The following is a 16,155-nucleotide window of genomic DNA, read 5'->3' on the forward strand; positions in this document are numbered from 1 at the left end:
TAAAAAACCGAGAGCTGCTGATATGGCCCAAGCAAAGTTTGCCCAGATAAAACAATTCATTTTGAGCCGTATTGAAACGGGCGAATGGCAAGAAAACGACCGAGTGCCGTCTGAAAATCAGTTAACTGAATTGTTCGCCTGTAGCCGTATGACAGCAAGGCGGGCGTTAACTGAGCTGGTGGACTCGGGCGTGTTAGAGCGCACTCAGGGAGTGGGTACGTTTGTTGCAGGATTAAAGTCGCAATCGTCATTGCTGGCTATTCGTAATATTGCCGACGAGATAAAAGACCGTGGCCATGGCTACAGTGTTAACCAGCTTGAATTGACACAAATTGAGGCCAGCACTGCGGTGGCTAATGCACTGGGGCTGGAATTGGGCAGCCCTGTATTTTATTCGGTGTTGGTGCATTGCGAACAAGGTTTGCCATTACAAGTGGAAGAGCGTTATGTGAACCCACAGCTTGTGCCTGATTACCTACAACAAGATTTTAGCTCGCATACTCCCCATGAATATTTGTCGGCTGTAGCGCCACTGACAGAGGCTAAACATACCGTTGAAGCCATTATGGCTAACGAGCTGTTACAACAACGTTTAGCCATTGCAGCGACTGAACCCTGTTTACAAATTTTACGTCGTACTTGGTCACGCCAAGGAGTGGTCAGTTTTGCTCGTTTAGTTCATCCGGGTAGCAAATTTAAACTAGGCGGCCATTTAACGTTTGCTCGTTAAATGGTGGTCTCGAAATTGAAAACTGTAAGACATTAAACATAAACAACAAGACCAATAAAAAACCAAATCGAATTAATCGGTTGAAGAGGGAAATATGGATAAAAGACATGATCCAAGCCGTCACATTATTGCGCCGCACGGTACTCAATTACAGTGTAAAAGTTGGCTAACCGAAGCCGCAATGCGCATGTTAATGAACAACTTACACCCTGATGTTGCCGAACGCCCAGAAGATTTAGTGGTGTACGGCGGCATTGGCCGCGCCGCGCGCGACTGGCAAAGCTACGACAAAATTATTGAGGTGCTTAAACGCCTTGAAGACGATCAAACCTTATTGGTGCAGTCGGGTAAACCTGTTGGGGTGTTTACCACTCATAGCAATGCGCCACGGGTCATTATTGCTAATTCAAACCTAGTGCCACATTGGGCTAACTGGGAACACTTTAACGAACTGGATAAGAAAGGTTTGGCCATGTATGGCCAAATGACTGCGGGTTCGTGGATTTATATTGGTTCGCAAGGCATTGTGCAAGGTACTTACGAAACGTTTGTCGCCATGGCTAAACAGCACTTTAATGGCTCGTCAGCGGGTAAGTGGATTTTAACCGGCGGTCTAGGCGGCATGGGCGGTGCACAACCACTGGCTGGTACTATGGCGGGTTATTCGGTATTAACCTGTGAAGTAGATGAAACCCGTATCGATTTTCGCATGCGTACTGGTTACGTCGACAAAAAAGCCACTTCATTAGATCAAGCATTAGCGATGATTTACGAAGCAAACCAAAGCGGCAAGCCTGTTTCAGTCGGCTTATTAGCCAATGCTGCCGATGTGTTTACTGAGCTAGTGACCCGCGGCATTGTGCCTGATGTGGTAACCGATCAAACCTCCGCGCACGACCCATTAAACGGCTATTTACCTCAAGGCTGGAGCTTAGAATACGCAGCTAAAATGCGTAAAACTGACGAAGCGGCAGTCGTTAAAGCGGCGAAGCAATCAATGGCGGTGCAAGTTAGAGCAATGCTGGCATTGCAGGCAGCTGGTGCAGCAACCACAGATTATGGTAACAATATTCGCCAAATGGCCTTTGAAGAAGGCGTAACGAATGCGTTCGATTTCCCTGGGTTTGTACCAGCATATGTGCGGCCGTTATTTTGTGAAGGCATTGGACCATTCCGTTGGGTAGCCTTGTCTGGCGATCCGGAAGATATCTACAAAACAGATGCCAAAGTCAAAGAGCTTATTCCAGATAATCCGCAGTTACACAATTGGTTAGACATGGCGCGTGAGCGTATTGCGTTTCAAGGCTTACCTGCACGCATTTGCTGGGTAGGGCTTAAAGATCGTGCCCGCTTAGCGTTAGCGTTTAATGAAATGGTCAAAAACGGTGAGTTATCGGCACCAATTGTTATCGGTCGTGATCACTTAGATTCTGGCTCAGTTGCCAGCCCAAATCGTGAAACAGAAGCCATGTTAGACGGCTCTGATGCGGTGTCAGATTGGCCATTAATGAATGCCTTACTCAATACGGCTAGTGGTGCAACTTGGGTGTCATTGCATCATGGTGGCGGCGTTGGTATGGGCTTTAGTCAACATTCTGGGGTGGTGATAGTGGCCGACGGAACCGATGAAGCTGCGGTACGTTTAGGCAGAGTATTGTGGAACGACCCTGCTACTGGGGTAATGCGTCATGCAGATGCTGGCTATGACATTGCAAAAAATTGTGCCAAAGAGCAAGGCTTAGACCTGCCAATGTTAGGAGCTTAATCCATGTCGACTTATTCATTTGAACTTATTCCAGGTACGCTGACATTAGCGCAGACTCGTGCGATCAGCCGTAATAGTGTCAAGCTGACCCTTGCGAAAGAAGCGATTAAAGACATTAATCAAAGTGCTGAAATCGTCCAGCAAGTATTACGTGAAGGCCGTACTGTTTACGGTATCAATACTGGCTTTGGCTTGTTAGCCAACACTAAAATTGTTCCAGAAGATCTGCAATTATTGCAACGCTCTATTGTATTGTCCCACGCAGCTGGCATTGGTAAATACATGCAAGATGCTACCGTGCGCTTAATGATGGTGTTAAAAATTAACTCATTAAGCCGCGGTTTTTCAGGTATTCGTTTAGAGGTTATCGAGTTTCTCATTCAGCTAGTGAATGCCGGAGTGTATCCGTGTGTGCCAGAAAAAGGCTCAGTCGGGGCATCGGGTGACTTAGCGCCATTAGCTCACATGTGTTTACCTTTGTTAGGTGAAGGCGAAATGAGCTATCAGGGGCTGATTATCTCAGCAGTGGAAGGTCTTGAGATTGCTGGGCTAAAACCTATTGAATTAGCAGCCAAAGAAGGGTTAGCGTTACTGAATGGTACGCAAGCCTCAACAGCGCTGGCGCTTGAAGGTTTGTTTAATGCAGAAGACTTGTTTGCCGCCAGTTCAATTATTGGCGCCATGAGTGTTGAAGCCGCTATGGGCAGTCGTAGTCCGTTTGATGCGCGCATTCATGCTGCGCGTGGACAAAAAGGCCAAATTGATTCAGCAGCCATTTTCCGTCATTTGCTCACTAACGAATCGGAAATTAGCCTAAGCCATACCAATTGCGAAAAAGTGCAAGATCCATATTCACTGCGCTGTCAGCCACAGGTATTAGGAGCGTGCTTAACCCAAATTCGTCAAGCAGCAGAAGTGCTTGGCGCTGAGGCAAACGGCGTTACTGATAATCCATTGGTGTTCCAAGATACGGGCGATATTATTTCGGGCGGTAACTTCCATGCCGAACCCGTTGCGATGGCGGCTGATAACCTCGCCATTGCGATTGCTGAAATGGGCTCTATTTCGGAACGTAGAATGGCGTTGTTGATTGATTCTAGTTTGTCTAAGCTACCGCCATTTTTAGTGGATAACGGTGGGGTAAATTCTGGCTTTATGATTGCTCAGGTCACCGCGGCTGCACTTGCATCGGAAAACAAAACCTATGCACATCCTGCCTCGGTAGACAGTTTGCCGACATCGGCAAACCAAGAAGATCACGTGTCGATGGCGACGTTTGCTGCACGACGTTTACGCTACATGAGCGAAAATACCCGTGGAGTATTAGCTATTGAGTTGTTAGCTGCTGCGCAAGGGTTAGATTTTAGAAAGCCTTTGCAACCAAGCGCCGCCGTAGCAATAGCCAAAGCCGAGCTTCGTGAAATAGTGACGTTTTATGATAAGGATCGTTATTTTTCACCTGATATCGAGAACTCGGTCGACTTGTTGTATAGCGCCAGTTATAACCGATTGCTACCACAGGGCATGTTACCGAGTTTTTAATTGAGCGGAACTACATGTCATGAATAGGATATGTTTAGAGTAATTTGACAAAGGACCGCAAGGTCCTTTTTTATTGTCTTTTATTGCCCCCTCGTCAAAGCTAATTTTTGTTTAATCTTGTGTGGGTATACTCACATTCATTGCAACTGTTAACATAATCATGAAAATAGTAACTTGCATTAAATTTATCATCTTGACCGATAGAGTCGATGTTTCGGTAACGTTATACATCAACACCATGCATAATGAGCACACTGATAAGCCTGTGAATGTTTGCTTGCATTTATGCGGTTTAATTTAAGTCTTTTGATTGAGTAAAGGGCAAACGTGGCTAAGGATTTGTTTGTGAATACAGAAGTGCGGATTGAAATTGCGGCTTGGTTAACCCGTTTGGGTATTAATAGCCAACCATCGGATGGTGTCGCGACATCGATATTAATTTTGGCTTGTGTGATTGTGGCAGGTTTAAGTTATTACATTACCCATCGATTTGTAGTTCACGGTGTGAATGCCGTGATCCGCCGGTCTTCGGTCACTTGGGACGATATTTTCATGCGCTTTAATGTGTTTGAACGTCTCGCTATTTTGATCCCCATTTTAATCCTCGATTTATTGATCCCTATTGTGCTCACCGAGCATGAGTTGATCAGCGCTTTTATTGATCGTTTCCTTAGCGCGTTGTTAGTGTTTTTTATGATTCGAGCTGTGTATAGCGGGTTAAATGCGATTGATGAAATTGCTGATATTAATCATGTTAATCGCCGTTTACCGGTAAAAAGTTTTGTTCAGTTGACTAAGTTATTCCTATTTTTTATTGGGTTAATTGTTGTTTTTGCCATTCTAGCCGACCAGTCGCCTATTTATTTCTTTAGTGGTTTAGGTGTTGCTACCGGTTTGGTCATGTTGGTGTTTCGAGACACCATTTTGGGCTTCGTTGCTGGGATTCAGCTTGCTGCTAACCGCATGGTGAGTAAAGGCGATTGGATCCAAATGGATAAATACGCTGCAGATGGCGCAGTTGAAGATGTAACGTTGACCACCGTTAAAGTACGAAACTGGGACAATACCATCACCATGATCCCAGCTTATGCATTGGTGTCAGATGCATTTAAGAACTGGCGCGGCATGTCCGAGTCGGGTGGTCGACGGATTAAGCGATCAATCAATATCGACGTAAATAGCATTCAGTTTTTGACCGATGACGAACGTATTCGCTTAGGCAAAGTCAATTATTTGAAAGAGTATTTACCACAAGTGTTCAGTGAAATCAGTGTTGCCAATGCCAACGTGAGCGATATTGATATGAAGGTGAATGGCCGCCGCTTAACTAATATCGGAACATTCAGAGCATACTTACAAGAGTATTTACGTCGTCATGACAAAGTACATAAAGACATGACCTTAATGGTTAGGCAGCTAGCACCAACCACTGAAGGCTTGCCGATAGAGCTGTATATTTTTACCAATGATATTCGCTGGACCTACTATGAAGCAATTCAGGCAGACATTTTTGACCACATTTTTGCCGTGCTACCTGAGTTTGGTTTACGTGCATTCCAAAACCCGACAGGTACAGACCTTCGCAGTATAAAGCAATGGACCGAACAGCATTGATAAGCTGTCTGATAGGCGATATCTGCAGTGGTTAAATTATTGGTATTAGTATCATTGCTGTTGCTGTGGTCGGCGATGCCCGTGCAAGCTAATTGGTTTAATGACATCAATAGGCAAGTTCGCTCAATAGGCGCTGCAAAACCACTGACCGCCGAACCGTTAACCGCCGCAGAGTTAGCTTATTACCCAACAAGCTATCACTTTGAACGTGTAATAGTACCAAGCCATCAAACCCCGCTGTTTGTGCTACAAGCAGGGCTTGAGCACCGTGACACCGTTGTTCTTATTCACGGCTTAGGTGAGTTGGCTTCTAAAGACTGGTTAACGGTGATTCCTGCGTTAGCAAAGCGGTATCATGTAGTTGCTATCGATTTACCTGGTTTTGGTCTATCGCAAGGTGCTGTATTTACCTATTCACCTAAAGAATATGCCAAGGTGATCGATTGGGTTATTAGCCATTATCGCCATCCCAATGCTCAGGTACATCTTGTAGGACATTCGATGGGGGCAGCGATTAGCTTATACTATGCTAGTCAGTACCCCAGCAAAATTGAACAGCTTGTGCTGGTAGATGCCGCTGGTATTTTGGACCGGACTGCCTACTTAAAACAGATTTCGAAGCGAGATATGGCTAATAGCGAATTACCACAAGGCTTACGCCGAGTGTTAGCGCGGGTTGATAATTTTGCAGATAAGATGCTTGAGAAAACTGGAACCGGGTTAGATCCAACGAAATGGTTAAGTCACAATGAGTCTATTCGTAATATGACCATTGGCGAACAAACCAACACTAATGCGGCATTAGCATTAATGGAACAAAACTTCTCTGTGCTTAATTACCAACAGATGCCTGCTACGCAGTTAATTTGGGGCGCCGATGATCAAGTTGCGCCACTGCGGACCGCTGAAGCACTGCTGCATGTATTACCTACTGCACAGCTAAAGGTTATTGCTGGTGCAGGGCATGTACCGATGAAGTCTCACCAACACATCTTTAATCAAATGTTATTAACGGGTCTAGCATCGACTTCTCCTTCTAATGCTAAAGCTTTGGCTCGTGATCAACATTCAGAAAATAGCAGTCAGCGTATTGGCAAATGCTATCAAGATAGCCAACAATATTTTTCTGGGCATTATGATCAGCTCTTTATTGAAGACTGTAAATTGGTGTTCATTGACAATGTTGATGTCAACCAACTCACGATGAGTGATTCGATTGTAACAATCAAGTCTAGTCGCATAGGCGTGCAGCAGAAAAAGATGAAGATCACCCGCAGTACTATTAGCGCCACAGACACTGACTTTTTGGGTGAGATTAACAGTACTCGCAGTAGGTTTGATTTAGCTGGGGTAACCTTTTGGGGTGAGTCTCCGGTGTTCATCTCGCAAGAGTCGACTCGGCTAGTGCTATCTTTAGTGCGGATCCATACGCCAACGCACGTTATACGTTTAGGCGGCAGCTACGTGTTAGCCGCTGAGAGTTTAGAAAGCGTGTTATAAAAAACGCTGAATACTGTGTAAGACACTTCTTGTATATCCAACACTGTCGCACTTCTGATTAATCAATATAAGCTAATTGAGCGTTAATTATTTCAGTGCTATTTCTGCTGATAATCAGGAACCATTTTTGGATGATAACCTTTGATTGAACGGTAAAAATCCATTAACTGATTTATTTCGTGTTCAATATCTCCCGTCGGTCTTAACGGTTTGGCAATCACAACCGCTTTGCGGCCAAAATCTAATCCGATTGGCACTATATCAACATCCGCTTTGGCTGCAATATGGTAAAAACCACTTTTCCAGCGGGTTACTGGGCTACGTGTCCCTTCAGGTGCTAAGGCCAGTTTATACAGTGGATCTTGTTGGAATAACAGCACCACACCGTCAACTAAGTTATTGTATTTACGTCTATCGACAGGGCTGCCGCCCATGGCGCGAAAAAGCCATCCCCAAGGTGGAATAAACAGCTGATGCTTACCTAAAAAGTGGATTTTGGTGCCTAAGGCACTGCGAGCGATAATACCAATGATGAAATCCCAGTTACTGGTATGTGGGCCAACAATAATGACGCATGGCTTAGTTTTGTCGAGTTGGCCATCAAATTTCCAACCCAGTATTTTGAGTAATCCTAAGCAAAGTGAACTGAACATAGTGTGACCCCAATCATTGAGCTTTATAAAGCTTCTTGTTGTTATTATTCGATTTATCAGCTATTTGATGTGGTTAATCGACGTTGATTCGTTTGTGATATGCATTATCAGCATAGTCTGTAATCGTGCTAATTTCATGCTTAACCTCAATTTGGCTAAGGTATGAGATAAATGTTGTTAGTTACTTTGTTTAAACTTGCCATTGGCTTTGCGAGTAAGGTAAACGTATGCAGCAGTAGTTAATTATCATCAATGAATGCAGAGCAAAAGGTCGCAGGTGCATCGTTTTCTATGTCGTTCTAAAGTTAACTAATATGTTGTCTAGTGAGTGATGGGCTTATCAAACTCAGCGATGTGTTTTGCTTCGTCTAGAATAACCTGCTCTAACTCTGCTTCTGATTTCATCCGTTCAAAATCAAACTTCATCCGTTGTTGTTTCGGTAACTCTTTACGTGCTTCCATGATGGGATGGTTTCTAATTAGTTCATAATGGGTAAACAGGTTAGGGAAGTCTGCCATAACTTGTTCTGATAAGGATAATGCATCAAATAGTTTACCTATGCGCATAACGCCTTCAGACAGTTCACAACGGTCTTCTAGCATTGCTGCTGCAATGTAACGGATATCAGTCAGTATTTGCTGTCTACGCTCGTCGGCTTTAGCCTTACGTTCAGAAAGTGCTTGTTGGTTAGCTTGTGTTTTACGTTTAAGCGTTAACAGTAAGTGTGCTGCGTAGGTAGCAAGGGCAACAATAATGAGTAAAGCAATAACGATGGCGGTTGTAGACACAATTTATCCTTTTTTGAATACAAAACTGGCGCGATATGCGCCAGTTTTCTGATATCAAACCAAGAAATAGCTTGGTATTACTTTCATCGAGCAGATTAATCTTTCTGCTGATAATCTTTAAGCAGATCGGCACCTGATTCAAAACGATTTAATAGTTCATCATCGCTCAGTTGCTTTTTAGGGCTTTGTGTTGGTGTATCATCGCTTTCAGTAAGGCCTAAGCTCAACATCAGTTGCTCAATTTTGTCTAACTGAACATTCAACCACTTTTGATCAGTGTCAGATAAATCACGACCTTCTTCAAGTTGGTCAAGTAACTGATTTAGTCTTGGATCGTCTTCAAGTTTCAATAACTTCTGTTCGTCAGTCAGTTTAGGCTGCTTAGGCTTAACTACTAATGGCGCAGTAACCGCTGTTGGTAAAGTGAGTGCCACCGGCTTTTTGCTGCCATGACGTACATCTTTACTCTTAACCGAAGTGTTACCAGATGCTTGTTTAAGCAACGTTTCATTGTGACGGCTGCCTGATTTACGGCCGGTTTCAGATTTTTTACCATCGACCGCGTTGCGATCAACTTTTTTTACTCTAGGTGCAAACTTAGCGCCGTTTTCGCCGCCTTTGCGAGTTTTTTTACTGCGAGCCATGATGTTCTCGTTAGGTTTTCTAAACACGTCCTTGCAGAGCAATTTCTACAAGGCACTAAATAAGGATGCGCTTTATATCAGATTTTGATGATTTTTGCATCAAAACCAGATCTTTCGATGCAAATAATAGCTCAAAATCACTATTTAATGCTAAATATTCGAATGTCTGCTGCTGATAAAAGCTTACATGAGTTGGATTGTTTTTGTAATGCCATTTAGCAAAATGGTCTTGATCGGTCAATAAAGGTGTACTTATTGCTAACCAGCCATTGGGCTTAACCAGCTGATTGAGTAACTTCCATTCACGGTGTGGATGACGAAAGTGTTCGAATACCCGGTAACAACATACAAAATCATAGCTATGTTTCAGTACCGACTGATCTGCAGCAAAAAACGGGTCGTACTGATTAACAAGATGACCAGCATCAACAATGGATTGCCTGCTCTGTTCGTCAAGTAAGCGGCCAAAATTAAGGCCAGTTAACGCGCCGCTCTGTTGCTGAGATATTTGGCCTAATAGTGGCAGTATAAATTGCGATAATGGCTTTTGATTCGATGACTTTTGTGCTCGACCGTAACGCTGACGCTCAATATCGGGCATAAGATGTGATTTTGGGTTAGCAAAGACTAAGCCACAGCGTTCGCAGATGTAGAAAGCTCTTTTTTTGTCTTGAACAAAAAATTGAGCACAATGATTACAGAGCGGGCATACATTCATCAAATACAGCAGTACCTAAGTATTGACTTAATAAACGATTATATAGCGTATACGGTTAATTTAAAGTAAGTATTTGAAATGAAGTTGATATTGAGGCCATTTAAGCATAAAAAAAGGCGGCAGTATAAACTGCCGCCTCGTAAAATAGTGCTTAACGCACTTTATTCTGATTCCAAGTATCCGTACTTGCTATGTGACTATCCCGGTCAGATCTTTATTTATTTTGCTTTCCATGCCGTTTTTAATTGTTATTGGTCATCAATGACGCTTTTTTATATTCTGTTGCCGTCCTGACTACAGCTTCCGTAGATGGTCTTCAATGACGCATCATTATCCTAATTGCCTTCAATGACATTAGTTAACCATCCTTGTTACTTTATACCTTCGAGCGATAAAGCTTCCAGCGGGTGCATCCTCAGCAATAAGCTTTGTTTGCTATTATTTGAATCCTTCAAATAATACTCTGGGCTATCAGTCACTCTGTTGTGTAAGGCAGTGCTAAATAGCATGTCGACCAATCGGTCTATTCCTTACAAATTTTACGACCTGTATTTCAAAATGAAATCTCGACTCATATTTTTATTATTAGTGAGTGGTCTTAAATTATTATTATTATGAATTATCTTTATTCTTATATCTTAAATGTATCTGTCCGAAACCTGCTTGATGTTATTAAATTTATATTACAAACAGCTGGGTTTACCTCGGTACGGGGTGTATTTAACGCTAAAAGTGTGAACGCTGTCAAGTAATAATCGATGAAGTTGACGTCAACGTAAACTTTGAAGTGTAAAAAATGGGCTCGAAAGCCCATTTTTTATTGTCTCATATTCCGTAGTATTAGTTCTTAATGCTTGAAATATATTTAGATAATGCATCGATATCGGCATCTGATAGCTTTTTAGCTACATCTTGCATCATGCCGTTTAAATCATTGTGACGACTAGCATCACGGAATTTTGTTAGCTGAATTTTGATATAGTTAGCATGTTGACCACCAACAGCAGGGAAACCAGCAGCTTCTGCGCCCTCACCTTCAGGTCCATGACATGCAACACATGCAGTAATACCACGGGCAGCATCACCGCCTTTGTACAGTTTTTCACCTGCGGCAGGTACATCGGCAACGTCGGCGACAACTTTTACTTGGCTAGCGAAGAATGCTGAGATGTCAGCAATGTCTTCATCGCTTAGACCCATTGACATCCCGATCATGATTGGGTCCATACGACCTTCAGCACCACCGGTTTTAGCTGCTAATCGGAATTCAGTTAATTGTTTTTCAAGATATGCAGGGTGTTGGCCTGCTAATTTAGGATACATATCAATCATGCTATTGCCGTCAACACCGTGACAGGCAGAACATACGATTGCTTTAGTTTTGCCTACTTCAGCATTACCTTCAGCCATAACTGGTGATGACATAGCGGCGACTACAGACAGCGCAAGAGCTAACTTTTTCATGGCGTTCCAACTTCTAGTTAATTTATTGTCCTGAGCTTACTAGGAAGACCCGCAAGCGTGGTAAAATGTTTTTCCAAGCGCTTTGATGTAGTTTACGATGCTCGTGAAGAGCTAGATCATTTATGACTACATCACACATATTAGCGTTGCTTGGGTATATAATGTGATCAGGCTAATATTTTACACGAAAACGTGCAAAAGTAAGCAATTGTTAAAAATTTATGGTAATGCGTTTACTAGAAGTAATTTAATTGGAGTTAAGAGTGACAGATTCTCGTATCGATTTCCGTAGGGCTAAGTTTTTAATCAGTGCGCCAGATATTGCGCATTTAGATCAGTATCTTCCTGGGGATATCGGGGTGGAGATTGCATTCGCTGGGCGCTCTAATGCCGGTAAGTCCAGCGCGTTAAATGCGCTTACTGAGCAAAAAAGTTTAGCTCGAACCAGTAAAACACCGGGTCGAACCCAATTGATCAACGTGTTTCAGCTAGATGATGATCGCCGTTTAGTCGATTTACCTGGCTATGGTTTTGCGCAAGTCCCTTTAGCATTAAAACATAAGTGGCAAGAGGCGCTTGGCGAGTACCTACAAAAGCGCGCTTGTTTAAGTGGCGTGGTGGTATTGATGGATATCCGTCATCCATTGAAAGATCTCGATATGCAAATGATTGAATGGGCAGTATTAAGCAACATTCCAGTTTTAGCATTATTAACCAAATCGGATAAATTGACTCAAAGCGTCAAAATGAAAACCGTTAATGATGTGCGTGCAGCCTTAAAAGAGTTTGGTGATAAAGTGCAAGTTGAGACGTTGTCATCGCTAAAAGGCACCGGTAAACCCAAAGTGCTGAGCATCTTAAACGATTGGTGTCATCCTGAATGGTTAGCTGAACAGAAGGCTGAGAAAGCGTCAGCGTCGGAGTTAGCACCAGAGTAGTGGTCGAGTAGTATGATATAGATTAGCAAAACTAAGAGCCGGCAGCGATGTCGGCTTTTTTGCGTCTGTGTTTTCTATATTGTAACAATGGTGATTTTTAAGCAAAAAAAAACCGATAACCAAACGGCCATCGGTACAAATAAATTAGCTCTTTTGGGGAGAAGCTAAATTCAACAAGACTCAAGTGCCATCAACTCAATTTGATGACGCTCAATGACGACATAATAACTGTTTTTTAATCAATATTAAAGTATTTACTCTAAATATTTTTAATGATGAAAAAAAATCAAAAAAAAGCCCCAGCAACCTAAGTTGCTGGGGCGCCGAATTTGGCTAGTCACTATCGCTAGTGAAATAAAGGTTTGAAAGATTGAACATCTTAACCTCTGTACCCTACGACGAATATAATAGCTTATTCGCCTTAAAATGAAAAACTGTTTTTCATAAAAAGATACAATAACTGTGACTACAAACCCAAAATAGTCTTTATTTGCCGCTTAGAACGATGAAACTGCGTCATTATTTATCGTTACATCAGTCATTGATACATCGATTGAGTCATAGTTGGCGGCTTAGAGGATAGGGGGTTTATTGCGCTAAACGTTCATTTGAGTCCATTTTTGTTCAGTTTAGCCATAGTTACAATGTCCAAATAAAAATACCGCATTCTAATGAATACGGTATTTATGTTTTAGCTACTGACGTTTATTTTACCAACATAACCTAAGTCAATGACTAGTGGGCTTCATCCCAATTGTCGCCAATGCCAGCCTCTGCTAATAAGGTCACATCTAATGATGCTGCTTGCGCCATTAAATCGCACACTTTGGTTTTGAGGGTTTCAGCCTGGGCCTCATCGACTTCAAATACTAATTCATCGTGTACTTGCATTATCAGGGTAATTTCACCTTGAGTGTCTTGGTTAATCCACTGGTGAATGGCGATCATGGCTTTTTTGATGATGTCTGCTGCTGTTCCTTGCATGGGAGCGTTAATCGCTGCACGTTCAGCTGCCTGACGACGCATTGCATTACGGTCGTTGATTTCAGGCAAGTATAAACGACGTCCGAATAATGTAGATACATAACCTAATTCAGCTGCGATGGCTCGGGTTTCTTCCATGTATTTGAGCACACCTGGATAGCGAGCAAAATACGTGTCGATATACTTTTGTGCTTCATTGCGTGGAATATCTAGCTGTTTGGCTAAACCAAACGCAGACATTCCATAAATTAAGCCAAAGTTAACCGCTTTAGCGCGGCGACGTTGCTCGGTGGTGACTTCTTCAAAATGCACTCCAAAGACTTCCGCTGCGGTAGCTTTATGAATGTCTTTGCCTTCTGCGAATGCGGTTAGCAAGCCTGTATCTTGAGACAAATGAGCCATGATCCGCAGTTCTATTTGCGAGTAATCGGCAGCTAAAATTTTACGACCGGCAGGGGCAATAAAGGCTTGGCGAATACGACGGCCTTCTTCAGTACGGATCGGAATATTCTGTAAGTTTGGCTCACTTGATGACAACCGACCCGTTGCAGCATTTGCTTGGTGATAACTGGTATGCACTCTGCCAGTTGTGGCATTAACCATAAGTGGCAGTTTGTCAGTATAAGTGCTCTTTAATTTGGCTAGGCTACGATGTTCAAGAATAACTTTAGGTAAAGGGTAATCAAGAGCTAGTTCGATTAACACATCTTCTGCTGTTGATGGTGCACCTTTAGGGGTTTTCTTCTTTATTGGATAACCTAGTTTTTCAAAAAATAGCGTTTGTAGTTGCTTCGGTGAAGCTAGGTTAAATTTTTCCTCGGCAATTTCGTAGGCTTTATTTTCTAGGTCATCAAGCTTTTTGGCTAACTCACCACTTTGCTGGCTAAGTAGCATTGAATCAATCAATACGCCTTGACGTTCTACATCAGACAATACTTGAATTAATGGTAATTCTAGCTCATTAAATACACTAGCCAGTTCTGGTTCTTTTTCAAGCCTTGGCCATAGATGTTGATGTAAACGCAGAGTGATATCGGCATCTTCAGCGGCGTATGGCCCAGCAATATCCAAATGAACTTGATTAAAAGTCAGTTGCTTTGCGCCTTTGCCAGCGACTTCTTCAAAACTAATATTTTTATGGCCAAGGTATTTTAACGCTAAACCGTCCATGTCGTGACGCGATGCGATTGAATTAAACACATAGGATTCGAGCATAGTGTCAAAGCGTATACCTTTGAGGCTAATACCTGCGTTGGCTAAAATACTCATATCATACTTGAGGTTTTGACCTACTTTTTGCGGTGTATCGCCTTCAAGGATCGGACGTAGTTTTTCAAGCGCGCTGGCTTTATTAATTTGCTGCGGCGCATCAAGGTAATCATGCGCTAAAGGTAAATAGGCTGCTTTGCCTGCTTCGGTAGCAAATGATAAACCAACAAGTTCCGCTTCCATGTAGTTGAGACTGGTGGTTTCGGTATCAATCGCTATCAGTTCGGCTCTGTTAAGCTTTTCAATCCATTTATCAAGCGATTCCATGGTCAGAATCGTTTCATACTCAGCTTCAATGGTTGGCGATACGATGACTTCTTCTTCGCTGATGGTACCGCGGGGTTGCTTATTATCGAGTACTTCTGCTAACCAACGTTTGAATTCCATTTCACCGAAGGATTTAATGAGTTCATCACGGTCTTGAGGCTTGACTGTCATTTGATGCCAGTCTTGTGCTAACTCGACATCGGTTTTAATGGTCGCCAGTTCATATGACAGCTTTAACATGTCGGCGTTTTCGATGATTTTAGCCGGCATGGTTTTTGAGCCTCTAAAGCCAACTTCAACGACGCTTTGTGGGTCAGCTAAAATATTTTCTACACTTCCCATGCCAAGCAACATCGCCAGCGCGGTTTTCTCACCAACCCCAGGTAAACCTGGAATGTTATCTGACTTGTCGCCCATGAGAGCTAAGAAATCGATTATTCTATCGGGACCGACACCATATTTCGTTTTGACCTCTTCAGGGCCCATAATGGTATCTGTCATGGTATTGATTAACGTGACATGCTCATTCACTAGCTGTGCCATGTCTTTATCGCCGGTACTGATTAATGTCGCCCGGCCTTCTTTACTGGCTTGAAGAGCGATGGTTCCGATCACATCATCGGCTTCCACACCAGAAATACTGATCAAAGGTAAACCCATTGCGTGAATGATTCTGTGTAATGGTTCTATTTGATTACGCAGATCATCGGGCATAGGTGGGCGCTGGGCTTTGTATTCACCGTACATATCGTTGCGGAAAGTTTTGCCTTTAGCATCAAAAACAACAGCGATATGGCTAGGGCTGTAACGGCTTAATAAACTACGAAGCATGTTAACAACACCGTAAACCGCGCCTGTTGCTTCACCTTTTGAATTGGTTAAATGAGGCGGCGCATAATAAGCGCGATAAAGATAAGATGAACCATCAACTAAGATGAGCGGGTTATTGGGAATCGTTGGCATAATTAATATTCGTGTTCAGTATTTTGCGAGACTAATAGGATGACATTATACCCACAGCACCTCAAGATGCTTGTGAGATTGTCAGTTATTTACCCAAGATAGTGATCAATAACCGTAACGTTTGACTCGTTGTGCATCTAGTGAGGTTTTGTGGGCAATTTTATAGAGAAAAGCCAACAATCAGCCACACCAAAAGACTCTCAGCCTGTGGATAAGTCTGTGAGTGAATTAATCAACGTTGTTGGATAGATTTTCTTACGGCTTGAAACGAAATCAGTAACTAGTTGATTTATATGTTCTTTTTTTATTTTTGTG

At 42.8% G+C, this 16,155-nt stretch carries 12 protein-coding genes; 6 read left to right on the top strand and 6 right to left on the bottom strand.

Annotated features, from left to right (window positions below):
* The first annotated feature begins 22 nt into the window (after nucleotides 1-22).
* The 5 genes from hutC (at nucleotide 23) to H5181_RS01870 (ending at nucleotide 7,151) form a co-directional block, all read left to right on the top strand.
* Entirely contained in the window at nucleotides 23-730 is a 708-nt protein-coding gene (hutC, locus tag H5181_RS01850; protein ID WP_182750061.1) for a histidine utilization repressor, read from the top strand.
* Nucleotides 731-824: 94 nt separating this feature from the next.
* Complete coding sequence (gene hutU, locus H5181_RS01855) at nucleotides 825-2,495, top strand: urocanate hydratase (RefSeq protein WP_182750062.1); 1,671 nt, start codon at nucleotides 825-827, stop codon at nucleotides 2,493-2,495.
* A gap of 3 nt (nucleotides 2,496-2,498) precedes the next feature.
* On the top strand, nucleotides 2,499-4,037 hold the full coding sequence (gene hutH, locus H5181_RS01860; RefSeq protein WP_182750063.1) for a histidine ammonia-lyase: 1,539 nt from the start codon (nucleotides 2,499-2,501) through the stop codon (nucleotides 4,035-4,037).
* 345 nt (nucleotides 4,038-4,382) lie between these two features.
* A complete protein-coding gene (locus H5181_RS01865) occupies nucleotides 4,383-5,651 on the top strand; it encodes a mechanosensitive ion channel family protein (RefSeq protein WP_123882412.1) in 1,269 nt (422 codons plus the stop codon).
* A 27-nt stretch (nucleotides 5,652-5,678) separates the two neighbouring features.
* Complete coding sequence (locus tag H5181_RS01870) at nucleotides 5,679-7,151, top strand: alpha/beta fold hydrolase (protein ID WP_182750064.1); 1,473 nt, start codon at nucleotides 5,679-5,681, stop codon at nucleotides 7,149-7,151.
* Between the two features lie 98 nt (nucleotides 7,152-7,249).
* Here H5181_RS01870 and H5181_RS01875 read toward each other — a convergent pair whose 3' ends face one another.
* The 5 genes from H5181_RS01875 to H5181_RS01895 all read right to left on the bottom strand — a co-directional run bounded on the left by H5181_RS01875 (nucleotide 7,250) and on the right by H5181_RS01895 (nucleotide 11,419).
* Complete coding sequence (locus H5181_RS01875; protein ID WP_182750065.1) at nucleotides 7,250-7,804, bottom strand: lysophospholipid acyltransferase family protein; 555 nt, start codon at nucleotides 7,802-7,804, stop codon at nucleotides 7,250-7,252.
* Nucleotides 7,805-8,125: 321 nt separating this feature from the next.
* Nucleotides 8,126-8,593 (bottom strand): DUF2489 domain-containing protein, encoded by a 468-nt coding sequence (locus tag H5181_RS01880; RefSeq protein ID WP_059746073.1) that lies wholly within the window; start codon nucleotides 8,591-8,593, stop codon nucleotides 8,126-8,128.
* A gap of 95 nt (nucleotides 8,594-8,688) precedes the next feature.
* Nucleotides 8,689-9,237 carry a Der GTPase-activating protein YihI gene (gene yihI, locus H5181_RS01885; RefSeq protein ID WP_182750066.1) on the bottom strand — a complete coding sequence of 183 codons (549 nt, stop codon included), beginning with the start codon at nucleotides 9,235-9,237 and terminating at the stop codon, nucleotides 8,689-8,691.
* 55 nt (nucleotides 9,238-9,292) lie between these two features.
* Nucleotides 9,293-9,955: a methyltransferase domain-containing protein gene (locus H5181_RS01890; RefSeq protein WP_011639355.1), complete on the bottom strand. Its 663-nt coding sequence runs from the start codon at nucleotides 9,953-9,955 to the stop codon at nucleotides 9,293-9,295.
* An 840-nt stretch (nucleotides 9,956-10,795) separates the two neighbouring features.
* The gene (locus H5181_RS01895) at nucleotides 10,796-11,419 is read right to left on the bottom strand and encodes a cytochrome c (RefSeq protein WP_011639354.1); all 624 of its coding nucleotides are present in this window, start codon (nucleotides 11,417-11,419) and stop codon (nucleotides 10,796-10,798) included.
* Nucleotides 11,420-11,682: 263 nt separating this feature from the next.
* On the opposite strand from H5181_RS01895, the gene yihA reads away from it, so the two are divergent.
* Nucleotides 11,683-12,357 (top strand): ribosome biogenesis GTP-binding protein YihA/YsxC, encoded by a 675-nt coding sequence (gene yihA, locus H5181_RS01900; RefSeq protein WP_182750067.1) that lies wholly within the window; start codon nucleotides 11,683-11,685, stop codon nucleotides 12,355-12,357.
* Between the two features lie 735 nt (nucleotides 12,358-13,092).
* On the opposite strand, the gene polA is transcribed toward yihA, so the two are convergent.
* Nucleotides 13,093-15,840 carry a DNA polymerase I gene (polA, locus tag H5181_RS01905; RefSeq protein WP_182750068.1) on the bottom strand — a complete coding sequence of 916 codons (2,748 nt, stop codon included), beginning with the start codon at nucleotides 15,838-15,840 and terminating at the stop codon, nucleotides 13,093-13,095.
* Nucleotides 15,841-16,155 lie beyond the last annotated feature (315 nt).

This window comes from Shewanella sp. SG44-2 (assembly GCF_014164215.1).
Taxonomy (GTDB): Bacteria; Pseudomonadota; Gammaproteobacteria; order Enterobacterales; family Shewanellaceae; genus Shewanella; species Shewanella frigidimarina.